Annotated in this window: 22 protein-coding genes; 17 read left to right on the top strand and 5 right to left on the bottom strand. The window is 70.1% G+C overall.

Features of this window, described 5'->3' with window-relative positions:
- The first annotated feature begins 140 nt into the window (after window positions 1-140).
- The 5 genes from KMW22_RS15145 to KMW22_RS15125 are packed head-to-tail and all read left to right on the top strand — an operon-like array spanning window position 141 to window position 5,794.
- The gene (locus tag KMW22_RS15145) at window positions 141-2,147 is read left to right on the top strand and encodes a lantibiotic dehydratase (protein ID WP_221090888.1); all 2,007 of its coding nucleotides are present in this window, start codon (window positions 141-143) and stop codon (window positions 2,145-2,147) included.
- Window positions 2,144-2,833 carry a lantibiotic dehydratase C-terminal domain-containing protein gene (locus KMW22_RS15140; RefSeq protein WP_221090887.1) on the top strand — a complete coding sequence of 230 codons (690 nt, stop codon included), beginning with the start codon at window positions 2,144-2,146 and terminating at the stop codon, window positions 2,831-2,833. The genes KMW22_RS15145 and KMW22_RS15140 overlap by 4 nt, the downstream gene beginning before the upstream one ends.
- Window positions 2,834-2,836: 3 nt before the next feature.
- Window positions 2,837-4,084 carry a M16 family metallopeptidase gene (locus tag KMW22_RS15135; protein ID WP_221090886.1) on the top strand — a complete coding sequence of 416 codons (1,248 nt, stop codon included), beginning with the start codon at window positions 2,837-2,839 and terminating at the stop codon, window positions 4,082-4,084.
- Window positions 4,081-4,557 carry a helix-turn-helix domain-containing protein gene (locus KMW22_RS15130; protein ID WP_221090885.1) on the top strand — a complete coding sequence of 159 codons (477 nt, stop codon included), beginning with the start codon at window positions 4,081-4,083 and terminating at the stop codon, window positions 4,555-4,557. Before KMW22_RS15135 ends, KMW22_RS15130 begins: the two co-directional genes overlap by 4 nt.
- Window position 4,558: 1 nt before the next feature.
- Window positions 4,559-5,794: an MFS transporter gene (locus KMW22_RS15125; protein ID WP_221090884.1), complete on the top strand. Its 1,236-nt coding sequence runs from the start codon at window positions 4,559-4,561 to the stop codon at window positions 5,792-5,794.
- A gap of 717 nt (window positions 5,795-6,511) precedes the next feature.
- Here the strand turns inward: KMW22_RS15125 and KMW22_RS15120 are convergent.
- The 5 genes from KMW22_RS15120 to KMW22_RS15100 all read right to left on the bottom strand — a co-directional run bounded on the left by KMW22_RS15120 (window position 6,512) and on the right by KMW22_RS15100 (window position 10,196).
- A complete protein-coding gene (locus KMW22_RS15120; protein WP_221090883.1) occupies window positions 6,512-6,988 on the bottom strand; it encodes a YeeE/YedE family protein in 477 nt (158 codons plus the stop codon).
- On the bottom strand, window positions 6,985-7,560 hold the full coding sequence (locus tag KMW22_RS15115; RefSeq protein ID WP_221090882.1) for a YeeE/YedE family protein: 576 nt from the start codon (window positions 7,558-7,560) through the stop codon (window positions 6,985-6,987). Before KMW22_RS15115 ends, KMW22_RS15120 begins: the two co-directional genes overlap by 4 nt.
- A gap of 73 nt (window positions 7,561-7,633) precedes the next feature.
- Window positions 7,634-8,437 carry a sulfite exporter TauE/SafE family protein gene (locus tag KMW22_RS15110; protein WP_221090881.1) on the bottom strand — a complete coding sequence of 268 codons (804 nt, stop codon included), beginning with the start codon at window positions 8,435-8,437 and terminating at the stop codon, window positions 7,634-7,636.
- On the bottom strand, window positions 8,434-8,751 hold the full coding sequence (locus KMW22_RS15105; RefSeq protein ID WP_221090880.1) for a rhodanese-like domain-containing protein: 318 nt from the start codon (window positions 8,749-8,751) through the stop codon (window positions 8,434-8,436). Before KMW22_RS15105 ends, KMW22_RS15110 begins: the two co-directional genes overlap by 4 nt.
- A gap of 62 nt (window positions 8,752-8,813) precedes the next feature.
- Window positions 8,814-10,196: an MBL fold metallo-hydrolase gene (locus KMW22_RS15100; protein ID WP_221090879.1), complete on the bottom strand. Its 1,383-nt coding sequence runs from the start codon at window positions 10,194-10,196 to the stop codon at window positions 8,814-8,816.
- 62 nt (window positions 10,197-10,258) lie between these two features.
- Here KMW22_RS15100 and KMW22_RS15095 point away from each other — a divergent pair, with 62 nt between their 5' ends.
- From KMW22_RS15095 to KMW22_RS15040, 12 genes are all read left to right on the top strand, one after another.
- Window positions 10,259-10,525, top strand: a complete 267-nt coding sequence (locus tag KMW22_RS15095) for a metal-sensitive transcriptional regulator (protein WP_221090878.1) — start codon at window positions 10,259-10,261, stop codon at window positions 10,523-10,525.
- A 344-nt stretch (window positions 10,526-10,869) separates the two neighbouring features.
- Window positions 10,870-11,259, top strand: a complete 390-nt coding sequence (locus KMW22_RS15090; RefSeq protein WP_221090877.1) for a MerR family transcriptional regulator — start codon at window positions 10,870-10,872, stop codon at window positions 11,257-11,259.
- Between the two features lie 65 nt (window positions 11,260-11,324).
- Window positions 11,325-12,101 (top strand): MBL fold metallo-hydrolase, encoded by a 777-nt coding sequence (locus KMW22_RS15085; RefSeq protein WP_221090876.1) that lies wholly within the window; start codon window positions 11,325-11,327, stop codon window positions 12,099-12,101.
- 68 nt (window positions 12,102-12,169) lie between these two features.
- Window positions 12,170-12,601, top strand: coding sequence for a hypothetical protein (locus KMW22_RS15080; protein WP_221090875.1), 432 nt, complete (start codon window positions 12,170-12,172; stop codon window positions 12,599-12,601).
- A 166-nt stretch (window positions 12,602-12,767) separates the two neighbouring features.
- Window positions 12,768-14,330: a malate synthase A gene (gene aceB, locus KMW22_RS15075; RefSeq protein ID WP_221090874.1), complete on the top strand. Its 1,563-nt coding sequence runs from the start codon at window positions 12,768-12,770 to the stop codon at window positions 14,328-14,330.
- Window positions 14,331-14,386: 56 nt separating this feature from the next.
- The gene (locus KMW22_RS15070; RefSeq protein ID WP_328774720.1) at window positions 14,387-15,148 is read left to right on the top strand and encodes an IclR family transcriptional regulator; all 762 of its coding nucleotides are present in this window, start codon (window positions 14,387-14,389) and stop codon (window positions 15,146-15,148) included.
- Window positions 15,149-15,244: 96 nt separating this feature from the next.
- Window positions 15,245-16,270, top strand: coding sequence for an HD-GYP domain-containing protein (locus KMW22_RS15065; protein WP_221090873.1), 1,026 nt, complete (start codon window positions 15,245-15,247; stop codon window positions 16,268-16,270).
- A gap of 211 nt (window positions 16,271-16,481) precedes the next feature.
- Entirely contained in the window at window positions 16,482-17,813 is a 1,332-nt protein-coding gene (locus KMW22_RS15060; protein WP_328774719.1) for an aldolase/citrate lyase/malate synthase family protein, read from the top strand.
- Window positions 17,794-19,074: an allantoate amidohydrolase gene (locus KMW22_RS15055; protein WP_235693013.1), complete on the top strand. Its 1,281-nt coding sequence runs from the start codon at window positions 17,794-17,796 to the stop codon at window positions 19,072-19,074. Before KMW22_RS15060 ends, KMW22_RS15055 begins: the two co-directional genes overlap by 20 nt.
- Entirely contained in the window at window positions 19,071-20,462 is a 1,392-nt protein-coding gene (locus tag KMW22_RS15050) for an allantoinase (RefSeq protein ID WP_221090872.1), read from the top strand. Before KMW22_RS15055 ends, KMW22_RS15050 begins: the two co-directional genes overlap by 4 nt.
- Window positions 20,459-21,220, top strand: a complete 762-nt coding sequence (gene allE / locus KMW22_RS15045; RefSeq protein ID WP_221090871.1) for a (S)-ureidoglycine aminohydrolase — start codon at window positions 20,459-20,461, stop codon at window positions 21,218-21,220. Before KMW22_RS15050 ends, allE begins: the two co-directional genes overlap by 4 nt.
- A complete protein-coding gene (locus KMW22_RS15040) occupies window positions 21,217-22,959 on the top strand; it encodes an NAD-dependent malic enzyme (protein WP_221090870.1) in 1,743 nt (580 codons plus the stop codon). Before allE ends, KMW22_RS15040 begins: the two co-directional genes overlap by 4 nt.
- The last annotated feature ends 76 nt before the right edge of the window (window positions 22,960-23,035 follow it).

The raw sequence follows: 23,035 nt of genomic DNA, 5'->3' as shown, positions 1-23,035 counted from the left end.
TGCCTGGGGCGCTTTGCCAGCCGAACGCCCAGGCATCTGCACCTTGCTGCTCTGCTTCGCCACTCTGCGAGCCCCCTCGGCCGGAAACAGGTCGTCACCTAAATGACGGAACTTTTCGGACTTCGTACCAGAGGTTTCCTGTGCCCCCGACCGCCGCGCCCACGGCCAACCCGCCGCCCTCTACGCTGCAGCTGGACGCCACCTTCCTGTACCGGGTGCCGCTGGCGCCCGCTGCCCTGTTCGACACCCTGCGCCGGGCCAGCACCCTGGACGACACGCTGGCGGTGCTGGCAGGCTGGCCGCTGGCCCCCGAAGCCCTGCTGGTGGCTTCCCCCACCCTGGCGCGTGAATGCACCCGGCCGGTGCGCCGCGCCAAAACGGCGCGCCACCTGAACCGCAGCCTGCACCGCTACCTGAGCCGCGCCAGCACCCGCAGCGTGCCGTTTGGGCTGTTTGCGGCGGTGGGTGCGGGCGTGTGCGCCGATACCGCACCGTTAGGGCCGCCCACCCTGCAGGTGGCCCTGACGGCGCTGTCTGGCCCCCTGCGCGCGGCCCGCCCGGCCCTGGAAAACGCGTTGCCCCCAGAGCTGCAGGTGATGCTGAACCCCACAGCGGTGGTCCGATCCGGGCAGGTGCACTGGCAGCCGCCCGGCGGCCCGGCGCGGCAGGCCCCCTGCAGCGCGGCGCTGTGGGCCCAGCTGGCCGGGTGCCGCACGCCACAACCGCTGCGCACCCTGCGCGCCCACCTGAGCGACGACCTGCTGCGGGCGCTGCTGGGTGCCGACCTGCTGCTGAGCGAACTGCAGCCCCACCAGTGCGCTGCGCCCGCCCACGAGGCCCGGTGGCAGGCACTGGGCGGCCCGGACCTGGAACCGGCTCGCCAGGCCTACCACGCCGCGCCCGACAGCCCAGGCCGTGTGGCAGCGCTGCGCGCGGCCCTGGGCACACAGGGCCAGGACGGCGAGGTGCAGCGCACCCTGGGGCTGGACGCCGCGCTGACCGGGTGCACGGTCCTGCCCGCACAGGTGCTGGACGAGCTGCGTCGCGGCCTGCTGGCCCTGCGCGCAAGCCCCGAGGCCGCCCCCGAGCCGGTGCCCTGGTCCGCTTTTGCGGCGGCGCTGCGGGCCCGGGCCGGCACTGGCCGGCTGCCCCTGGCCGAGGCAGTGGCCCTGTTTGAAGCGCTGCCGCCCGCTGGGGCGCCGCCGGCCTCCTGGCCAGGATGGACGGCGCTGCTGGAAGACAGCGGGCCTGTTCTGACCCTCACCGACGGGCTGCTGCGCACCCTGCCGCCCACCGCCCCGCCCTGGACCCAGCCGTTCGACCTGCTGGCCTGGGTCCTGGCGCCGGGGCGCGCGGCCCTGGACCGGGGCGAGTACACCCTGGCGCTGCTGGGCGGCAGCACCCCCGACCCTGGGCAGAGCACCGCCCGGCTGCGCGCCGCCCACCCGCAACTGCCGGGCCCGTCCCAGACGGCCCCGGCAGGCACCCTCCTGACGGCCCTGTGCCTGCAGCACCCGCACGCCCCCGCCAACGACACGGCCCGCTGCCGCCCCGAAGGGGCCCTGGAACTGCATGTGCCCGGCCACCCTCTGGTGCCAGAGGACCGGCGCGTGAACCTGCAGGAGCTGGCCGTCGGCCTGCGCCACGGCCACCCCGAGCTGTGGTGTACCCGCCGCGCGCAGCCCCTGCACCTGACCCTGCCCACCCTGACCCGCGCTGACCACCTGGGCGAAGTGGCACAGTTTCTGGCAGCCCTGGCACTGTACGGGCGCACCCCGCCGCGCTGGCGCTGGGGGCCGCTGGCCGCGCGGCCCTTTCTGCCGCGCGTGGTGCGGGGGTGCTGCGTGCTCAGCGCGGCCCAGTGGCGTTTTCCAGAGCGGTGGCGCGGGGAAGGCGAGTTGACCGACGACGCCCTGCGCCGCTGGCTGGAACAGCTGCAGGCCCCGGCCCTGCTGCGGGTGGGCCGCCTGGACCGGCAGCTGACCGTGGACTGGCACCACCCGGCCCACCGCGACCTGATCCGCGCAGAGTGGCGGCGCGGCGCGGCGGGGCTCAGCGAGGCCCTGGCCACACCGGATCAGGCGTGGTTTACCGGGCCCGGGGGCGGCCTGCACCTGTTCGAAGGCGTGTTCACGGTGCGGCCGTGAGCGGCTGGGTGACCGCACACCTGCGCTGGGAAGCGCTGCCCAAGCCGGAACAGGTGGCGGCCGTGCGCCGCGCCCTGGACGACCTGAACCCCGAGGTGCGCCGCTGGCATTACCTGTGGCACGCGGGGAGCGGCCTGCACCTCAGGGTGCGGGTGTGCTGCCGGGGTGCTGGGTCCCGCGCCCGGGTGGCCCGGCACCTGCAGGGCTGCGCCGACGAGGGCCGGGAAGGCCATTACCCACGCGACCTGCACAAGTTCGGCGGCGCACGGGTGTATCCGCACTACGAGGCGCTGTTTCAGGCCAGCAGTGAGCGGGCCGCCCGGACGCTGGCCCAGCCGGACCCACTGGCAGCGGTGCGCACAGGCGTGGCCGACACGAGCGCCCTGCTGGGCACCTTTCCATGTGCGGCGCAGGGCGCGGCGCGCCGGGCACTGCTGACCCACGCCCGGCGCCACCTGGGCCCAGACCCGGACCCGGGGGGCCTCTGGGGGGCGGCGCTTCAGCGCACGCCCGCAGCGTGGCAACCGGCGCTGCCCCCCGCCACGGCAGACCACGACCCCCTGGCCGGCGCCCTGCAGCTGCTGCACCTGCACCTCAACCGGCTGGCGCTGGGCCCGCGCGAGGAAGCGCTGGTGTACTGGGCGGCCGGGCGCAACCTCCCGGCAACCCCCGCCCCCGAACACTGAAGCATGGAACTGTACACGACGGGCTATCTGGACAATGGCCTGGGGTTTCTGATCGCGCCGCGTCCGGGCGCCCATCTGGTTCATCTGGCCGCGTATCTGGACCACGGCGTCAAGGACGAGGACGAAGGCGAAAATGGCATCAGCCACCTGCTGGAGCACCTGCTGTTCAACCCGAACAACCTGACCGGCACCCAGGGCAAGCAGTGGGAGGCGCTGGCCAAGAGTGGCGCGCGCATGGAAGCCTGGACCGGCAAGGAGCACACCCGGCTGGGCCTGTCGTGCCTGCCGCGCGATCTGCCCAGGGTGATGGCCTTTGTGGCCGACGTGCTGCGTAACCCCAAGGTGACCAAGCAGGCCCTGGAACACGAGCGCAAGATTGTGCTGGACGAGATTCACCGCAAACGCAATCGCCCCGAGTTCCTGTGGACCCTGGTGGAAGAAGCGCTGTACGCCCCGCCCTACGGCATGTCCATTCTGGGCTCGCCGGAGATCGTGTCTAGCCTGAACCTCAAGCAGATGAAGCAGCGCGCCCTGGACGCCTGCACGCCCGAACGCACCCGGCTGGTGATTGCCGGCAAGGTGGACAGCGCGGCGGTGCGCCTGATCGAGGAGCACTTTGAGGACTGGTACGCCGCGCCGCTGCACAGTGAGTACCGCCCCGTGGAAATCGTGCCGCGCCTGATCGGGGTGCCCAGCCGCAGCGAGCGCGTGACCCTGTACCTGTCGTTTCCGGGCCCGGCCCTGGGCGACCCGGACCGCCCCGCCACCGAGGTCTTCGCCGCGCTGCTGGGCGGCGGCCTGCGCTCGCGGATGTTTCAGCGCCTGCGCGAGGAACTGGGGCTGGTGTACGCCGCGCAGGGCGGCAGCTCGCACTGGCGGCGCAGCGGCTACCTGTTCATGGCGATGGACCTGGCCCGCGAACGGGTGAATGAGGCCTTTGGGCACCTGAACGAGCTGATGGCCGAACTGCAGACCCACCCGCCCGGCCATGAGGAAACCGACGAAACGCGCGAATCCTTTGCCCTGCGCGCGCTGCAGGAATCCGAGGGCCCGGGGCTGGCGACCAAGCTGGCGCAACACTGGCTGAACGATGAGGTGTATTTCCCCACCCGCGCCGCGCGCATGTACCGGCAGGTGAGCGTGCAGGACGTGCAGGCCGCCGCCGGTTACCTGAGTACGCAGCAGATGGCGCTGGTGGGCATCGGCATGAGTGACACGGAACTCGCAGAACTGTTGGAGGTGGTCGCGTGACCGGGATGGCAGCAGGCGGACTTCAGATGGAAGAGGGGCTGTGGCGCACCTTTACCTCGCTGCTAGACGGGCCCAGCACCGCGCGGGCGGTGGCCACGCGCCTGGGGCGCCCGGTGGCGACCATCGTGCGCAACCTCAACCACCTGCAGGAACACGGGCTGGTGTGCGAAACCGGCACCGACCGGGTGGGCCACCACATTGAGCGGGTCTACCGCCTGCCCGAAGGCGCTGTGCGGGTGCGCGACGAACGCGCCCTGGGGCTGGCCTTTCACGAAACCGAGCGCGGGCTGACCCTGGCGGCCTACAACGGGCTGCCCAGCGCGGCGGGCATGGTCAGCGTGTGCGTGCCGCGCGAGCGCGCCGCCGGAATCATGGACCGCCTGCAGGCGCTGCGCGAGGAGATTGAGGGGCTGCAGCAGGAAGGCGGCGACGTGAAGCTCTCGTTCTTTCTGGCGGGCTGGACGGAGGACTGACATGACAGGCACAGCACATCCCATCCGCAACGCGCGCTTCCGCGCCATCCTGCTCACGCGCCTCTTTTCGGCGCTGACCGGGGGCTTTTACAACGTGCCCATCATGTGGTGGGTGCTGGAAGAAACCGGCTCGGGGGCCATGATCGCTTCGGTGGGGCTGGTCAGTGCCCTGGCCGGCCTGATTGCCGCGCCCATCGGCGGGGTGCTGGCCGACCGCTGGCGCAAGCGGCTGCTGATTCAGGCGACCTATGTGGTGGACGCCCTGCTGCTGGTGCTGATGGCCGCCCTGGTGCTGACCGGGCAGTTGCAGGTGGCTTATGTGTTCCCGCTGCTGGCCGTGACCAGTTTCGTGGCGGCGCTGCGCGGCCCGGCTTCGTCGGTGCTGGTGCCGCTGACCATTCCGCGCGAGGTCTACCAGCAGGGCAACGCCATGATGAGCCTGACGGGCAGCCTCGCCAGCCTGAGTGGCTACGCGCTGGCCGGGGCCGCCACCGGCTTTGTGGGCGTGCACGGGGCGCTCTTGATCGGCGCGGGGCTGCTGGTAGGGGCCATCGCCACCCTGGCCACCGTGCCGGAACCCACGGTGACACCGGCCGCCACGCCCGAGGGCGAAGCGCCCCCCAGCGAGGGCCTGCGTGCGGGCCTGAAGGTGATCTGGAGCAATCCGCTCTTGTTCTGGACCTTCGCCGTGAGCCTGCTGCTGAACTTCGTGCTGATTCCGCTGGAGGTGACCCTGGCGCCCTTTGCCCGCAGCCTGGGTGTGGGGGCGCGGGAATTCGGCTTCCTAAGTGCCAGCATCTCGGTGGGGCAGCTGGTGGGCATGCTGCTGCTCAGCACCTACCGGGTGCCGCGCCCGTGGCTGGCGCTGGTGGGCGGCACTTTCGGCATTGCGGCGGCCATTGCGGGCCTGAGTGTGGCGGCCACGCTGGGGCAGGCCCTGGCACTGCTGGCCCTGGCGGGCCTGAGTGCGGCCGTGATGAACGTGCAGCTGAGCGTGGTGGCGCAACTGCATATTCCACACGCGGTGATGGGCCGGGCGTTTGGCGTGATGACCTCGGTGTCCAGTGCGGTGCAGCCGCTGGGGTATGCAGGCGCCGCCGCCCTGCTGGCGTGGCTGCCGCTGCAGAGCATCTTCCTGATTATTGGCGGCCTGCTGGCCCTGGCCGCCGCCGCGTGGCTGCACCCCACCCTGAAGGTGGGCTTCGAGAAACCCATGGTGTCCCCCGCCACGGACTGAGGGGAAGCAGACGCGGCGAGCGGGGGCTCCTGGCGGGGGCCCCTTCCAGTTTGATTTCATCGGTCTGTCCAGGGCTCGAGCGCAGCGAAGCGTGAGGTCCGTGTGCCCCGGCGTGGGACGCGTTCTCTTCACGTGGCGATCTTCATCAGATTGATGGCCGCCGTCGTTGCCACGGGCTGCACATAGGCCCTGGCTTGCGCACGATGCCTGGACCGCCGCAGACCCAGCAGGCGCACCGCCAGTTAAAGTGTGCCCTCAAGCCCGGCGCGCCTGGCGGACACCTTGCCGCATTGACGGTCGGTCCCCAGTGCCCGACCCTCTCGAATCGGTTCGTGCTGCGCCTGCCCCCGTAGATTCAATGTGCGCCCGGACAATTTGGCTTTGGTGCACAAGTGCTTCCCGGCGCAGGTTTATCAGGCCACTTCCCGGAACCGCACCTCCATGAGGTCATCTCCTCGCTTTTCCCGTACGTTTTTCCAGAAGTAGAAGATGTGACCCTGCGGAGACGTCCCCTGCTCATTGGGCCAACCCATCTGAAACGCAGCGGCATCGTGGTCCCCTGCCCGTGTCTGCGAGCTTGAGTTTCGCCGGGCTGGACCGATGCCTCTAATGTCATAGCGCGCCTTGGCGCGCGCCACGAGGTCCGCCGCAACCCCCTCTAGCGCCCAGGGCTGCTTTCAACACGCACTCTCCCTTCAACTCTTCCGCTGACCGCTCTCAGTGAGGCGGCCTGGCTTTCAGACGGCCGTACAGGTACGTCCCCAGCAGCGCAAAAGCCAGCACGATCAGCATAGGCCACACCCCAGCGCCCAGGAGCACCAAGATCGGTCCTGGGCAGACCCCTGCCAGGCCCCAGCCCACCCCAAAGGTCAGCCCACCGAGGACGTAGCGCCGCCAGCCTTTGGCCTTGGGCGTCACTTTGATGGTCTGGCCGTCTCGGCTCTTCACGCCACTGCGGCGAAGCAGGGCGGTCGTGATCATTCCGGTCGCCACCGCCGAGCCGATGAGCCCATACATGTGGAACGACTCGAAGCGGAACATTTCCTGAATGCGGTACCAGCTTGCCGCTTCGCTCTTGACGAGTACCACGCCGAAATACAGTCCCGCGATGAGGTAGACCAGCAGACCAGTTGCGGTGCGGACCGTGGAGGTAGGCCCGGTGTGAACACCAGGAACATGAGGGCTACTGGTCACCGAATCACCGTCATGAAGAGCGGCAGGAGGACATTCGCGCTGAGGATGCCGCCCACAAAAAAGGAGACGGTGGCGATCAAGGAAGGGCCTTGGAGGGTGGAAAGCCCGGTGATCGCGTGGCCGGACGTGCAGCCGCCCCCATACCGGGCGCCGAAGCCCACCAGCAGACCAGAGGAGGCCAGGAGCAGCCACACGCCGGGGTTAGACAGCTCGGTCAGCTCAGCGGGCATCAGGCCAGGACGCACCTGCACGCCCAGTGCCTGAACTGACTCCATGCCAGCGGCACTCAGGCGGCTGGGTTCTGGGTTGGCCAGCAGGACACCGGCCACGCTGCCCCCCAGAATCAGCCCGCCTGCAAACATCAGGTTCCAACGTTCCTGGCGCCAGTCGTAGCGGAAGAAGCCGGGCTTGGCGGTCTCGGGCAGCAGGATCACACAGGCATGCCGCAAATTGGCAGAGATCCCGAGGCCCTTGTTGCCCAGCCACAGCAGCAGGGGCACCGTCAGCCCGATCAGGGGGCCGCCCACATACCAGGGCCAGGGCGAGCGGAGAAGGTCAAGCAGTTCAGTCATAGGGCAAAAACCTCGGAAAAGGAACAGCCGCGCCGGGAGGTCGCGGCTTGAATAGGAGGGGTGTGGGAACGCTTCAGTGCCGCACGTGCACTTCAGCGGCAGGAGGCGGGTTCAGCACCTTGGGCACGTTGGTGGCCAGGACAGACACGCCCATCACGACCAGAAATCCGGCGAACCCCTTTTTGAGGCTGTCGTTGGACAGCGTCTTGCCCAGGCGCGCCCCCAGAAAGCTGCCCAGGATGCCGATGACGGTGAAGACCAGAATCAGGGTCCAGTTCACAGGCAGGTGCTGCTCGGCCAGCACGTGCACGTACTTGAAGAAGCCCGCAAAGCTCTTGGCGGCGATGATCATCAGGCTGGTCCCCACCGCGAGGCCCATGGGGAGGCCGCCCAGCAGCACCAGCGCCGGGATGATCAGAAACCCGCCGCCGACCCCCACCAGGCCGGTCAGGACACCGACGCCTAACCCCTCGGCGCCGATCTTGACGGGCGAGCGGTGATGCGCCGGCTGGCCTTCTGGGTGGGGACGACTTGGCCGAAACATCATCACGGCGGCCAGCAGCATCACCGCCGCGAAGAGCAGCAGTTGCACCACGCCGCTGAGGTACACGCTCAGCGCGGCGCCCAGATACGTGCCCACGACGCCGGGAAGACCGAACCAGAGCACGCTGCGCCAGTCAATCTGCCGCCTCAGTGCGTAGGGCACCGCGCCAATCAAGCTGATGCCACCCACGATGGCGAGCGATTCGGCAATCGCCAGCTTCTCCGGCTCGCCGACCAGGTAGACCAGCACCGGTACCGTCAGGATGGACCCGCCGGAGCCCAGCAGGCCGAGACTCAGCCCAATCAGCGCCGCGCCGATCCAGGCGAAGATCATGGCTGCTCGCCCTGGTGGACGGCGCGGCCCTCACGTCTCCAGGCCGCCATGCCGCCCGAAAGATTCATCAGATCCGTCTTGCCCTGGGAAGCCAGATAAGCTGCGGCCTGCGAGGACCGGTTGCCGCTGGCGCAGACCAGCACAGTCTTCGGCCCGATTTCGGCCTCACGGCCGACAAGTTCGCTCAGGGGAAGATTGACGGCATCGGGGATATACCCGGCGACATACTCTTCGCGCTCGCGCACGTCGATCAGCCGAGCGCCGTGACGCTTCTTGCCGTCGAGTTCAGTCGTGAAAATGTCTTGGTAGGTCATGCTCAGCTCCTTTCAACAGCAGCGGAGGCGGCGCCCTTCAGGCCGCCTCCGCCAGGTGAGGGTCAGGTGTTTTGTGTCTTCGCCCAGGCGTCGTAGCCTCCGGCAAGTTCCAGCACGTTGAAGCCCTCAGCGCGCAGCAGACTGGCGGCGGTCGCGCTGCGGGCCCCGCCCTGGCAGTGCACGATGATTTCGCGGTCTCGCGGGAGGGTGTCCAGGCGCCAGGGAAGGCGTCCAGCGTGCAGTTGCCGCGCACCGGGGATATGGCCTTCCTCGTACTCCGTCTTCGCCCGCACGTCCAGAATCAGGGCCTTGGGATGCGAGTCCAGCTCGGTCGCGGGGATAGGCTGAGCAGAGACGGTCTCCAGGCCCTCGGCGCTGGCAAGAAAGCCGATCACGTGGTCCAGACCCACCATCCACAGCTTCCGGCGAAGATCTTCGGCGCGGTCCCTGGGTGCCAGCAGGATGAACTCGCGGTCCGGGGTCAGCAGCCAGCCCGCCCACGTCTCCAGCGTGCCGCCGTCGGGAATGTTGACGCTCCCCACAGGCGCGGCGGCCTGGTGCGATTCTTTCGTGCGGGTGTCGATCAAGCGGGCACCAGCGGCCAACTTCGCCTTCACGGCCTCGGTGCTCAGTTCGGCCAATGGCTGCACCTTACCCAGCAGGGCCGGACCATCGCGGTTTTCGGTCTTCATGCGCCCGTAGTACAGCGGAGCGTCAGGCTGCCCAGAGAGCAGCTGCTGGGTGAAGGCGTCCTCATTGCCCTGCGCCACCAACTGGCCCCACCAGCTCAGCGCCCGCTCGTACCCCACCGTGGTGGTCGGCACCGCGCCGAGCGCCTTGCCGCAGGCACTGCCAGAGCCGTGACCCGGCCAGACCTGCACGTAGTCGGGCAGCGTCAGAAACTTGTCGCGCAGCGAGGCGAACATCTGCCGCGCGCCGATGAAGCGGGTGTCCTGGGCGCCGGCTGCCTCGTCAAGCAGGTCCGGGCGCCCCAGGTCGCCAACAAAGACGAAGTCGCCGGTCAGGATCATGCTCGGTATGTCGCCCCGGGGAGTATCGGTCACCAGAAAGCTCAGGTGTTCCGGGGTGTGGCCGGGCGTGTGAACAGCCTGAATGCGGACGTTCCCCACCATGAAGCGGTCGCCGTCACGGAGCTTGACCGGATTGGACCCCTCGTACGTGTACTGCCAGCCGTCGCTGCCCTCGCCAGAGAGCAGCAGCTGCGCGCCCGTGGCCTGCGCCAGCTCGCGGCTGCCGGAGAGGTAGTCGGCGTGGATGTGCGTCTCGGTGACGTGTGTCACGCGCAGCTTCTGGCGGTTGGCCTCGTCAAGGTACTGCGCAATGTCGCGCACGGGGTCCACGACCAGACATTCGCCGGTCTTCTGGCAGCCGAGCAGGTAAGACGCCTGGGCCAGGTCCGTGTCGTAGAAGCGTTTGAAGTACATGCCAGGAAGGTATACCCCCTCCCCCTATCCTGTCAAATAGGGGGAGGGGGTATACTCAAACTATGACTGCGCCTGTCCCTGTGAGTGACCATGAAGCTGAAAAAACGAAAATTCTCAACCGGCTGCGCCGCCTGGAAGGGCAGATTCGGGGCCTACAGAAGATGGTTGAGGAAGAAAAGAACTGTGTTGAGGTAATGAGTCTGTACGCCAGTGCGAGAAGTGCCCTGGAGGCCACCGGAGACGTGATTCTGGAGACCTACGTGGCGCAGTGTCAGGCCCGGGGGGAAACGCCTGCCGACCTCGTGAGGCTGCTGAAACTGGCTCGGTGATCCAGCACCCAGAGCGGTCATCACATGACTTGAGGGTGAACCCTTCAGGTTATGTGGTTCGAGCGGCGCGAGTGACCGCCACAGACAGGGGTTGGCGTGGCGTTGAGGGGGGTGCGTTCCTCCCCTGGGTGGAACGGAAGACCGCTGCCAGTGGGCGCCCAGACCCCAAAGTTGCTGGCTTACGCTGAGGAAGACCGAGAGCAGAACGCCAGGAAAAGAGCAGCCTGCCTGTTCCTTGCCTGACCAGAGCAGGGGTCCTGAATCCTGTTGTTGCTCAATCTGTGCTTGAGCCGCTCCCCCGCCCCCTTGACCCTGCCGCCAATGTCAGGGTTTAGGCTGGGCCCGTGGAGACGCTTCAGATTGGTCAGCTGGCCCGCGCGGCGGGCGTGAGTGTCCGCGCAGTGCGGCACTACGACCAGTTGGGGCTCCTCACGGCGGCGCGGGCAGACAACCACTACCGGCTGTTCACGCCGCAGGACATTGAACGGGTGCGGCTCATTCAGCTCTTTTTAAGCGTGGGCTTTACCCTCGACGAGATCCGCCGCTGGGCGCCGTGTTTCGGGGGCGGTCATCCCACCGACCAGCCACCGCCGCCAGAGATGTCGGCCTTTTACGCCCGCAAACTGGCCGCCCTGGACGCGCAGTTGCTGGCCCTGCAGCGCCTGCGCGACAAGCTGGCGCAGCAGGCGCGCGCTTTTGACGAGCTGGCGCCACCCCCCGCCCAGCGGCCCTGAACCCCCCTTGCCACTCGACTCACCCGGGCCTGCCCGGTGTGGGTGACCTGTTCCCTGGAGCCTTGATGCAGCTGCACCTGATCCGCAACGCCACCCTGCGCCTGACCTACGCCGGCCACACCCTGCTGGTGGACCCCTTTCTGGCAGAGCCGCATACCCAGCCCAGCCTCGCGGGCCGCAGCCTGAACCCCACCGTGCCCCTGCCGCTGCCCGCCGACGAGGTGGTGCGCGGCGCAGAACTGGCGCTGGTGTCGCACCTGCACCCCGACCACATGGACCTGACGCCGCCGCGACTGCCCCTGCAGCTGCCTCTGCTGGCCCAGCCAGGGGACGCCGCGCGCCTGCAGGCCGCTGGCTTCACGGCGGTCCAGGCGCTGCACCACGACACGCAGTGGAACGGGATTCACTTCACGCGCACAGGCGGCACCCACGGCACCGGCCGGGTGGGGCAGGCGATGGGCGAGGTCAGCGGCTTCGTGCTGCGCGCGCCGGGCGAACCCACGCTGTACCTCGCGGGCGACACCATCTGGACCGACGAGGTGCGCGCCCAGATCGACACCGCTGCGCCCGATGTGATCGTGACGCACTCTGGCGGCGCCCAGTTGCAGGACACGCTGATCATCATGGACACGGCGCAGACCCTGGCGCTGGCCGCCGCCGCGCCCCAGGCCACGGTGGTGGCCGTGCATCTGGAGGCCTATGACCACATGACGGTCACGCGCCACGCATTGCGCGCCGCCGCGCAGCAGGCCGGCCTGGGCTCCCGCCTGCTGGTCCCGGAAGACGGCGAGATCATGGAGCTGACGCGCCCTTCGGCGCCGGGGGCCACCCGCCCGTTGTGAACAGAGGGTCAGCCAGCCCTGCCCACCGCCAACCCGAGCCCGTCACCGCCTTCCCGTAAGCTGCCCGCATGACCAACCACCCCCCACTGACCGCCGCGCAGGCCACGCGCCTGGTGCACGCCCTGCTGCAGCTGATGGTTGAGCACGGCCTGAGCAGCCTCCAGGCCGGTCCTGCGGGCGGCCACCTGGGCCTGACCGCCCCCGGGCCGTTTGTCACGAGTGACCTGACCTTCGACTTTCTGTCGCCCGCCGAGCACCGCGCGGCGGCGCAGGCTTACGGGGTCCTCGCCGCGCAGGCCCACTTCACGGACGGCCCCAGAACCAGCGAGGCCATTGAACCCTTCGTGCGGGCAGTGGGCACTCTGTTCGACCTTCACGGGGTGCAGAGCCTGACCTTTGCGCCCGGGGGCCACCTGGGCTTCCGGGCCAGCGGCACCACGCGCGAATTCGTGCTGGAAGGCGTTTCGGTGCAGGCTCGGCCGGGGATGAATACGCTCTGATCTGGGGGAGGGCTTCTGAGAAAGGCCCCTCCGCCCTTCTCCAGAAGAGTCAGGGCCCTGTCCCCCCGGCAGGAACGCCCTGACCCTCGTCACACGGCGCCTCTTTTTCGTAGGCTGAAAAGCGAAGTTCATCCTTTGAAAATCCCCAGTCGTCCCAGGAGCCCCCATGACCCAGACCCTGCCCGCCGGCCTGACCATCTCCGCCCCCCTCACGGACGCTCAGCGCGAGATCCTGACGCCCGAGGCCCTGGCTTTCGTGGCCGAACTGCACCGCCGCTTTGAGGGCCAGCGCCGCGCGCTGCTGGCCGAGCGCGAAGCCCGGCAGGCCCGGCTGGACGCGGGCGAACTGCCCGACTTTCTGCCCGACACCGCGCACATCCGCGCCGGGGACTGGCAGGTGGCCCCGTTGCCAGCCGACCTGCAGGACCGCCGGGTGGAAATCACCGGGCCGGTGGACCGCAAGATGATCATCAACGCCCTGAACAGCGGCGCGCGGGTGTTCATGGCCGACTTTGAAGACGCCAGCAGCCCCACCTGGGAGAACGTGGTCAGCGGGCAGGTGAACCTGCGCGACGCGGTGCGCCGGACCATCAGCCTGGAGCAGAATGGCAAGAGCTACCGCCTGAACGACCGCACGGCGGTGCTGCTGGTGCGCCCGCGCGGCTGGCACCTGCCGGAAAAGCATGTGCAGGTGGACGGTGAGACGCTGTACGGCGCCTTCTTCGACTTCGGGCTGTACTTCTGGCACAACGCCAATGAACTGCTTTCGCGCGGCAGTGGGCCGTACTTCTACCTGCCCAAGTTGGAAAGCCACAGGGAAGCCCGCCTGTGGAACGACGTGTTCCTGTACGCCCAGGAGGCTCTGGGCCTGCCGCGCGGCACCATCCGGGCCACCGTGCTGATCGAGACGATTCTGGCCGCTTTCGAGATGGATGAGATTCTGTACGAACTGCGCGAGCACTCGGCCGGGCTGAACTGCGGGCGCTGGGACTACATCTTCAGCTACATCAAGAAGCTGCGTGCCCACCCGGACCGGATCCTGCCGGACCGCGCCAAGGTCACGATGGCGGTGCCCATGATGACCGCCTACTCCAAACTGGCCATCCAGACCTGCCACAAGCGCGGCGCCCCGGCGATTGGCGGCATGAGCGCGTTTATTCCGGTCAAGAACGACGAGGAGAAAAACCGCGCGGCCTTCGAGCAGGTGCGCACCGACAAGGAGCGCGAAGCGGTCAACGGCCACGACGGCACCTGGGTGGCGCACCCCGGCATGGTGGAACTGGCCACCGAGGTCTTTGACCGCCTGATGACCGGCCCCAACCAGATCAGCAGTGACAAGCAGCGGGCACTGGTGGTCACAGCCGCCGACCTGCTGACCCCCCCGGACGGCACCGTGACCGAAGCGGGCGTGCGCCTGAACGTGAACGTGGGTGTGCAGTACCTCGCCGCGTGGCTGCGCGGGGCGGGCGCGGTGCCCATTCACAACCTGATGGAAGACGCCGCCACCGCCGAGATTTCGCGGGCGCAGCTGTGGCAGTGGCGCCAGCACCGCGTGACCCTGGACGACGGCCGCGTGCTGACCGAGGAGTTATGGGACGCCCTGTACGACGACGAGGCCGCCCAGCTGGGCGCCGCCTTTGAGGACGCCGCGCGCCTGTTCCGCGAGGCCGCCACCCGCACGCCGCTGGTGGAGTTCCTGACCCTGCCGGGCTACGAGGTGCTGCCCTGAGCGGCCCGGCGCGCCCCCGGGGCGGGCGAGCCCGGGGCGCCGAGGCGCCCAGCAGCGTGCGCACCCTGGAGCGCGGCCTGGGCGTGCTGTGGGCCCTGGCCCAACTGGGCGAGGCCCCCCTCTCGGCGGTGGCCCGCGCCGCCGGACTTTCTGCCAGCACCGCCTCGCGGCTGCTCGACACCCTGCGCCAGCAGGGCTACGCCGACTGGGATGAGGCCTCGGGACTGTACCGGGTGGGGCTGCGCGCCTTTCAGGTGGGCTCGGCCTTTACTGCCGCGCGCTCACTGGTGGGCGCCGCCGAGGCCGAGATGCGCGCGCTGGTTGCAGAGCTGAACGAGAGCGCCAACCTCGCGGTGCTGCGCCCGCTGGGCGGAGGGCGCCTGGAAGCCGCTTACGTGCATCAGGTGCAGGGGCCGCAGCTGGTGCGCATGTTCACGCAGCCCGGCTCCGGGGCGCCGCTGCACGCGTCCGGGGTGGGCAAGGTGCTGCTGGCCTCGCGCCCCGACGACGAGGTGCGCGACGCCCTGGGCACTGGCCCCCTGAGCGCCTACACGCCCCACACGCTGACCGACCCGGCCGCCGTGCTGGACGAACTGGACAAGGTGCGCCGCGACGGCTACGCCCTGGACGAACAGGAGCGCGAACTGGGCGTGCGCTGCGTGGCGGTGCCGGTGTACGGCGCGGGCGGCGAGGTCTGGGCAGCCCTGAGTGTTTCGGCGCCCACCGCGCGCCTGAGCCCGGAGCAGTTGCCCGCCTTTCTGAACGCCACGCTGGCAGCGGCCGGGCGCATCGGGGCGCGCCTGGGCTGGACGGCCTAGCGCGCCCGGGGCCACAACGGCCTGCCTTTCGCCCAGGCAAAGGCCGCTGGCTGTCAGAAGCCCGAGAGAAGGCCGACCCTACCCTAGGCACAAGCCATGTCTGCGCAGCGCCCCGGCCCCACCACTGTTTCGGATTACCAGCTGCTGTTCGAGCACGCCGGTGTGGGGCTGCTGGAGATTGATTTCCAGGGCGTGATCCGGCGCATCAATGCCAACGGGGCGGCTTTTTTCGGCCTTTCGGCGGCCTCCCTGGTGGGTGAGCAGGTCACCACCGTCACCCATCCCGACGACATTGCGCGCACCGTCGGCGCGCTGCAGCAGGTCATCACGGGCGCCACACCTCTGGCGGTGCTGGACAAACGTTACCTGCGCGCCGACGGAGAAATCGTCTGGTCGCGTTCCCGCGTCGCTCTGCTGCCCAGTCAGTCGGGTACTCCTGACTCGGTGGTGGCGGTGATTGCCGACATCACCGAGCTCAAACGGGCACAGCAGGAACTCGAAGCGATGAATGTTAGCCTCCGGGCCACGCTGGAAGGGAGCCTGCTGGGCCTGGGCATTGCGCTGGAAGCCCGCGATCTGGAAACGTCAGGGCACACCTTACGCGTCACACAGCGCAGTCTGGCGATAGGCGCGGCGCTGGGGCTGGACGCAGAGCTGTTGGACGCCCTGCGCCACGGCGCCAGCCTGCACGACCTGGGCAAACTCACCATTCCCGACGCGGTGCTGCTCAAACCCGGGCGCCTGGATGCAGAGGAGTGGGCCCTGATGCAGACCCACGCCCAGAACGGCTACGAGATCGCCTCGCGCATGCCCACCCTGCCCCCTGAGGCCCTGAACGTGATCCGGCATCACCACGAGCGCTGGGATGGCAGCGGCTATCCCCTGGGGCTCAGCGGCGAGGCCATTCCGCTGCTCGCGCGGATCTTTGCGGTGTGCGACGTGTATGACGCCCTGACCCACGCGCGCCCTTACAAGCCGGCGTGGTCGGCCCAGGCGGCGCTGGCCGAACTGCGCGCCCAGCGGGGCCGCCACTTTGATCCGCAACTGGTCGACCTCTTTGTGGCGCTGTTCGCCGAGCCGGGCGGCACAGGGCCTGAGGCCACAGAGGGCGCCGCAGAATAAGCCCTCACCGCCGCGAAGGCAGCCTGATATCCGGGTGGCCGGCCCGGGGCCCGGAATGCACCGATCCGCCCGCCCCAGGCGGCGGCCGTATTATGCTGCGCCGCATGACCCCAGCTGACCGCCCGGGGCCCCCCTGAACGGGCCGCTGTCCCCCGCCGCCCACGCCCTGGCCGCCCGGCTACACGAGGCGCTGGCGGCGCACTGGCCTGAAGTGGACGCGGCGGCCCCGGCCACGCCGCCCTCTTCCCCACCCCCTTACTGCGCGGCCCCCGCGCCCCCGGACCTGAAGGCCGGCCGCGCCGAACTGATCGTGGAGGCCAGCGACCAAGCGGCCCTGGCCGCCGCCCTGGGCAGCGACGCCGACGCCGTGGTGCTGGACTTCGACGATACCTTTGCGCCCACCCCCGCCAACGTGGCCGCCGCTTACGGGGCGCTGCCGGGGGCGCTGACCTCGCCCGGGTCGTGGCTGGCCCGGCCCCGGGCGCTGTATGCCCGGCAGCCAGGGCTGACGTTCGGTGGCAGGCCCGCCCGCGCGGCCCTGTGCGATCTGGCGGCGCTGCTGACGGCGCTTCCTGGCCGCGTGCCGCACCTGTACCTGCCCAAGCTGGAAACGGTGGCCCAGGCTCAGGCGTGGGCGCTGGCCCTGCGCACGGCCGAGGCGCACCTGGGCCTGCCGAGCGGCACCCTGCGCGTGTGCCTGCAGATTGAAACGTGGCCGGGGCTGCTGGCCGCCGACCGCCTGCTCTCCGAACTGCGCGACTGGGCGTATGGCCTGAACGCCGGACGCTGGGACTACGTGTTCAGCGTGGTGAAAACGGTGGGCCCCACCTGGCCCGGCCCGCTGCCGCCCCGCTCCGGGCTGGGCATGGACGTGGACGCCATGCGCGCCTACGCCGAGGCTCTGGTCGCCGTGTGCCAGGCGCGCGGCGCGCAGGCGGTGGGCGGCACGGCGGCGCTGAGCCCGGACTCCCGCGACCCTGGCCCGGCTCTGGCCGCCGTGCAGGCCGACAAGGCGCGGGAAGCGGCCCAGGGCTTTGTGGGCGCGTGGGCCGGCCGCCCCGACCTGATTGGGGCGGTGCGTGCGGGGCTGGCAACAGCGGCCACGGCGCCTCTCCCCCTGAACCCTGTTACCCCAGCGCGCCTGCTGGCCCTGCCCGACCCTGGCCCGCTGGACCCCGCCGAGGTAGAGGACACGGCGGCCCTGGCCCTGGCGGTGTTCCGCGCGTGGTTCGCTGGGCAGGGGGTTGTGGAGCGCGCGGGGCGACTGGAAGACACCGCCACCGCCGAACTGGCCCGCGCGCTGCTGGGCCAGTGGGTGCGGGTGCAGGCCCCGCTTCAGGACGGCCGCCCCCTGACCCCGGGCGCCTACCTCGCCCTGCGCCGCCGCCTGACCCCGGACCTGTCCCCCGAAGCCCAGTTGCTGGACCATCTGGTGCTCTCGCCCACGCCCCCCGCCTACTTTCCCCACGAGGCCCAGGTGCTGGGCCTGTGTGGGCCGGGCCTGCGTGCCCCGGAGGCCCCCCTTGACCGCCCCCCATCATGATCACCTGTCCCCTGTTGCCGACCTGGGCCCCCTGGCGCGCCGGGCGCTGGCGGCCTGCGCCGAACTGGCCCGCTTCACCGAAACCCCCGGCGAGATCACCCGCACCTTTCTGTGTCCCCAGAGCCGCGAGGTCACGGCGTACTTGAGCGCCTGGGCCCACGACCTGGGCCTGAACGTGCGCCTGGACGCCGCCGGCAACCTGCGCGCGCGCCGCGAAGGGCCCACCCCGGAGTCGCCCACCCTGTACCTGGGCTCGCATGTGGACACCGTGCCGAATGCCGGCGCCTACGACGGCGTGCTGGGCGTGACCCTGGCCTACGCGGTGGCCGAGGCCCTGCGCGGCACGCCGCTGCCCTTTGCCCTGGAACTGCTGGCCTTTAGCGAAGAAGAAGGGGTGCGCTTCGGCGTGCCATTCATTGGCAGCCGGGCCCTGGTGGGCACCCTGGATGACCTGCTGGACCGCCAGGACGCGCAGGGGATCAGCGTGCGCGGGGCCCTGGAGGCGTACGGCCTGACCCCTGCCGAGCTGCCAGAGGCCGAAGTGCGCGGGCCGGCCCTGGGCTTCCTGGAACTGCACATTGAGCAGGGGCCGGTGCTGCAGGCGGCGGGCGCGCCGCTGGGGGTGGTCACGGCGATTGCCGGGCAAAACCGCCTGCGGCTGGACTTCGCCGGGCAGGCCGCGCACGCGGGCACCACACCGATGGCGCACCGCAGAGACGCCCTGGCCGCCGCCGCGCGCTTCGTGGTGGCCGCCGAGGAGCTGGCGCGCGCTACGCCGGGGCTGGTGGCCACCGTAGGGATGCTGAGCGCCCACCCCGGCGCCATCAACGTGATTCCGGGAGCAACGCACGCCACCCTGGATATCCGCCATGAGCAGGACGCCGCGCGCCAGGAGGCCCTGAAAACCCTGCTGGCCCAGGCCCACGCCCTGGCCGCCGAACGTGGCGTAACCCTGACCGTCACCGAAACCATGACCCAGCCCGCCGTGCCTATGAACCCCGGCCTGCGCGCCGCCCTACAGCGCGCGGCGGCGGCCGAGGGCCTGAACGCCCCGGACCTGCCCAGCGGCGCGGGCCACGACGCGATGGTGCTGGCCACGCGGATGCCCGCCGCCATGCTGTTTCTGCGCTCACCGAATGCCCTGAGCCACCACCCGGACGAAACGGTGAACCTAGAGGACGTGGACGCCGCCCTGCGCGTGGCGGTGCGCGCGGTGCTGGCGCTGGCCGGGCAGCATGGGGCCGGGGAGCACGGCGCATGAGCCTGGACCTGCTGATTCGGGGCGGCACCCTGGTCACGCCCAGCGGCCCCATGCCGGCCGACCTGGGGGTGCGGGACGGCCAGATCGTGAGTCTGGCGCTGGAGGTTTACGCCCCGGCACGCCAGGAGGTGGATGCCCGGGGCCTGCACGTCTTTCCCGGGGTGGTGGACGCCCACGTGCACCTGAACGAACCCGGACGCACCCACTGGGAAGGCTTTGACACCGGCACCCGGGCGCTGGCGGCGGGCGGGGCCACCAGCTTTCTGGACATGCCGCTCAATTCCAGCCCGCCGGTGCTGAACCGCGCGGCCTTCCAGGCCAAGCGGGCGGCGGGCGAGGCGCACTCGCGGCTGGATTTTGGCCTGTGGGGGGGCCTGACCCCGCTGAACCTGAGCGAACTGGATGATCTGGCTGCGTGCGGCGTGGTGGGCTTCAAGGCGTTCATGAGCCACAGCGGCCTGGACGAGTTCCCGGCCGCGGACGACGCCACGCTGTACGAGGGCATGCGCGCGGCCAAGCGCCTGGGCCGGGTGGTCGCCACCCACGCCGAGAGTGATCCCCTCACCCGCGCACTGGCCCAGGCCGCGCAGGCGGCGGGCCACCACGGCGCGCGCGATTACCTCGCCTCGCGCCCGCCGATCACCGAGGCCGAGGCGGTGTCGCGCGCGCTGCTGTTTGCCGAGGAAACGGGCGCGGCGCTGCATCTGGTGCACCTCAGCACGGCGCGCGCCGCGCTGCTGGCCGCCGAGGCGCGTGCCCGGGGCGTGGACGTGACGGCCGAAACCTGCCCGCACTACCTGCACTTCACGGACGAAGACGTGGAGCGCGCCGGACCGCTGCTCAAGTGCGCGCCGCCGCTGCGCCCGGCCAGCGAGCGAGAAGCCCTGTGGGCCGCCCTGAAGGCCGGGCAGATTGACACCGTGGGCTCGGATCACTCGCCGGCCCCCCCGGACCTGAAGACGGGCGACGACTTTTTCGCCCTGTGGGGCGGCATCAGTGGGGCGCAGTCCACCCTGAACGTGCTGCTTGAGGACGGCCACTGGCGCCGGGACGTACCGCTGGCCCTGCTGGCGGCGGTCAGTGCCCTGCACCCAGCGCGGCGCTTTGGACTGGCGCGCAAGGGCGCCCTGCGGGTGGGCCACGACGCCGACTTTGCGCTGGTGCGACTGGACGAGCCCTTTACCTTGACCGACCTGCACGACCGCCACAGGGGCAACCCCTACCGGGGCGAGCGTTTCCGGGGCCGCGTGCAGGCCACCTATCTGCGCGGCCAGCCCGTCTACCGCCTCACCGACCAGGGGGCGTGGTTTGGCGACGGGCGCGGGCAGCTGCTGACCCCAGCCCCACTGGACCCCGCCCCCTCTCTCACCCCCGCTGGAGGCCCATGAAGCACCTTGGCGTGACCCGCTCGGCCCTGCACCCTTCACACGCGGTCCTGACCCCCGACACCTTCGTGCGCACCGCCCTGGCCGAGTGGCCGGGCTGCGCGGTCACCCTGCACATTGCCCCGGTGATGGGCCTGGGGGCGCGTTTCATGCAGTACACCGCCGAGCTGCCGGCGGGCGCCCAGGCCCGGGAGAGCGAGCACGGCTTTCAGCGCTTCGTGTTTGTCTTAGAGGGGAACCTGGACGTGCAGGTGGAGGGCGAGACGCGCACCCTGGGCCCGTCGGACCATGTGTTCTTGCCGGCGGGCGCGGCACACACGCTGCGCGCCCAGACGCCCAGCCGCGTGGCCGTGTTTGAAAAGCCCTACGAGCCAGCCCCCGGTACCCCGCCGCCGCCGGTGTGCTGGGGCAATGAGCAGGACAACCCGGGCGCGCCCTTTGAGGGCGACGAGCGCCTGATTGCGCGCAAGCTGCTGCCCGATGACCCCCGCTTCGATTTCATGATGAGCACCATGTCCTTTGCGCCGGGGGCCACGCTGCCCTACACCGAGATGCACTACATGGAACACGGCCTGCTGATGCTGTCCGGCGAGGGGCTGTACAAGCTGCAGGACCACTACCACCCGGTGCAGGCCGGCGACGTGATCTGGATGGGCGCGCACTGCCCGCAGTGGTACGGCGCGCTGGGGCGCGACTGGACCAAATATCTGCTTTACAAGGACATGAACCGCCATCCCCTGACCCTGGAGGCCCGCCCGTGACCCGTCCCCCCCTGCCGCTGACCGACCACTACGACGTGCGCCGCGACCCGGAGGGCCAGCTGTACCTGCGGCCCCTGGTGCGGGGCTTTTCGCTGCTGCGCTTTCCGCTGCTGAACAAGGGCACGGCCTTTACCGAGGCCGAGCGCCGGGCCCTGGGCCTGGACGGCCTGCTGGCCCCACAGATCGACACACTGGACGAACTGGTCGAGCGGCAGTATGCCGAGTACCGCGCTATCCCGGAGCCCCTGGACAAACATGTGTTTCTGCGCAACCTGCAGGACCGCAACGAGGTGCTGTTCTACGCGCTGCTCTCCCGCCATGTCGAGGAGATGCTGCCGGTGGTGTACACGCCCACCGTGGGACTGGCCGTGCAGGAATTCAGCCGCATCTACCGCTACCCGCGCGGCCTGACCCTGAGCACCCGCACCATTGACCGCGCGGCGCAGGCCCTGGCCAACGTGCCGCTGAACGACGTGCGGATTATCGTGGCGACCGACTCCAGCGCGATTCTGGGCATTGGGGACCAGGGCTTTGGCGGCATGGCGATCAGCATTGGCAAGCTCTCGCTGTACACGGTGGCGGGCGGCGTGGGCCCCGACAAGACCCTGCCGGTGGAACTGGACGTGGGCACGGGCAGAGCGGACCTGCGCGAGGACCCCGGCTACCTGGGCGTCAAACACGAGCGCCTGACCGGCGACGCCTACCTGAGTTTCCTGGACCGCTTCGTGGAAGCCACGCTGGAGCGCTACCCCAAGGCGATTATCCAGTGGGAGGACTTTGCCAAGGACGCGGCCTTTGAGGTGCTGGCCCGTTACCGGCGGGTGGTGCCCAGCTTCAACGACGATATCCAGGGCACAGGCGCCGTGGTGCTGGCCGGGGTGCTCAGTGCGTGCCGGGTCAAGGGCGAGCGCCTGTCTGATCAGGTGATCGTGGTGCACGGGGCAGGGGCCGGGGGCGCCGGGGTGGCCACCGCCATGCGCGAGGGCCTGCGGCGCGAGGGGCTGAGCCCGGCGGAGATCGCCCGGCGCGTGTACGTGCTGGACTCACGCGGGCTGCTGGTGGACGACCGGCCCATGGAGGCCTACAAACAGGCCCTGGCCACCCCGAAGGAACAGGTGGCGGGGTGGGCCGGGCTGGACCTGGAAAGTGTGGTCCGCGAAGCGGGAGCCACCGTGCTGCTGGGCCTGTCGGGGCAGGCGGGCATCTTTGGCGAGGGGGTGGTGCGCGCGGCGCAGGCCAACACGCCGCGCCCGCTGATTTTCCCGCTGTCCAACCCCACCGCCCACAGCGAGGCCCTGCCCGAAGACCTGCTGCGCTGGACCGGCGGGCAGGCCATGGTGGCCACCGGCAGTCCGTTTGCGCCAGTCACGCTGGACGGGGTCACGCACGAAATTGGTCAGGGCAACAACGCCTTTATCTTCCCTGGGCTGGGCTTTGGCGCGGTGCTGGCCCGCGTGCGCGAGATCACCGACGAGATGGTCGCCAGCGCCGCCGCCGCGCTGGCAGCCTATACCGCCGCCCACTGGCCAGAGCGCATCTACCCGCCGGTGTCTGAACTGGGCGCCGCGAGCGTGCAGGTGGCCGCCGCCGTCATCCGTCAGGCCCTGCTCGACGGCGTGGCCACCGAGTTCAGCCTGCGCGGCCTGAGTGACGAGGCGCTGCTGGACACCGTGCAGCGCGCCTTCTGGCGCCCCGAATACCTGCCGTTCCGGCTGGACGCCGAGACGGCAGACGGCTGAGTGGCACCCAGACGCCTGGGAACGGGCGGCCCCTGCCCAGCCAGGCCTGAGCCATGACCAGGCGCGCCCGCCCTGC

Origin of the sequence: Deinococcus aquaedulcis (assembly GCF_019693445.1) — a bacterium.
Classification (GTDB): domain Bacteria; phylum Deinococcota; class Deinococci; order Deinococcales; family Deinococcaceae; genus Deinococcus; species Deinococcus aquaedulcis.
The sequence above is the reverse complement of the archived record's forward strand: the minus strand, read 5'-3'. Positions and strand labels throughout refer to the sequence as shown.

What these genes read in the sequence shown, in the direction of transcription:
- KMW22_RS15135 (WP_221090886.1), top strand. Translation starts at nt 2,837, where the DNA reads ATGGAACTGTACACGACGGGCTATCTGGACAATGGCCTGGGGTTTCTG.
- KMW22_RS15125 (WP_221090884.1), top strand. Translation starts at nt 4,559, where the DNA reads ATGACAGGCACAGCACATCCCATCCGCAACGCGCGCTTCCGCGCCATC.
- KMW22_RS15115 (WP_221090882.1), bottom strand. Translation starts at nt 7,560, where the DNA reads ATGACTGAACTGCTTGACCTTCTCCGCTCGCCCTGGCCCTGGTATGTG.
- KMW22_RS15110 (WP_221090881.1), bottom strand. Translation starts at nt 8,437, where the DNA reads ATGATCTTCGCCTGGATCGGCGCGGCGCTGATTGGGCTGAGTCTCGGC.
- KMW22_RS15105 (WP_221090880.1), bottom strand. Translation starts at nt 8,751, where the DNA reads ATGACCTACCAAGACATTTTCACGACTGAACTCGACGGCAAGAAGCGT.
- KMW22_RS15100 (WP_221090879.1), bottom strand. Translation starts at nt 10,196, where the DNA reads ATGTACTTCAAACGCTTCTACGACACGGACCTGGCCCAGGCGTCTTAC.
- KMW22_RS15095 (WP_221090878.1), top strand. Translation starts at nt 10,259, where the DNA reads ATGACTGCGCCTGTCCCTGTGAGTGACCATGAAGCTGAAAAAACGAAA.
- KMW22_RS15085 (WP_221090876.1), top strand. Translation starts at nt 11,325, where the DNA reads ATGCAGCTGCACCTGATCCGCAACGCCACCCTGCGCCTGACCTACGCC.
- KMW22_RS15080 (WP_221090875.1), top strand. Translation starts at nt 12,170, where the DNA reads ATGACCAACCACCCCCCACTGACCGCCGCGCAGGCCACGCGCCTGGTG.
- aceB (WP_221090874.1), top strand. Translation starts at nt 12,768, where the DNA reads ATGACCCAGACCCTGCCCGCCGGCCTGACCATCTCCGCCCCCCTCACG.
- KMW22_RS15065 (WP_221090873.1), top strand. Translation starts at nt 15,245, where the DNA reads ATGTCTGCGCAGCGCCCCGGCCCCACCACTGTTTCGGATTACCAGCTG.
- KMW22_RS15050 (WP_221090872.1), top strand. Translation starts at nt 19,071, where the DNA reads ATGAGCCTGGACCTGCTGATTCGGGGCGGCACCCTGGTCACGCCCAGC.
- allE (WP_221090871.1), top strand. Translation starts at nt 20,459, where the DNA reads ATGAAGCACCTTGGCGTGACCCGCTCGGCCCTGCACCCTTCACACGCG.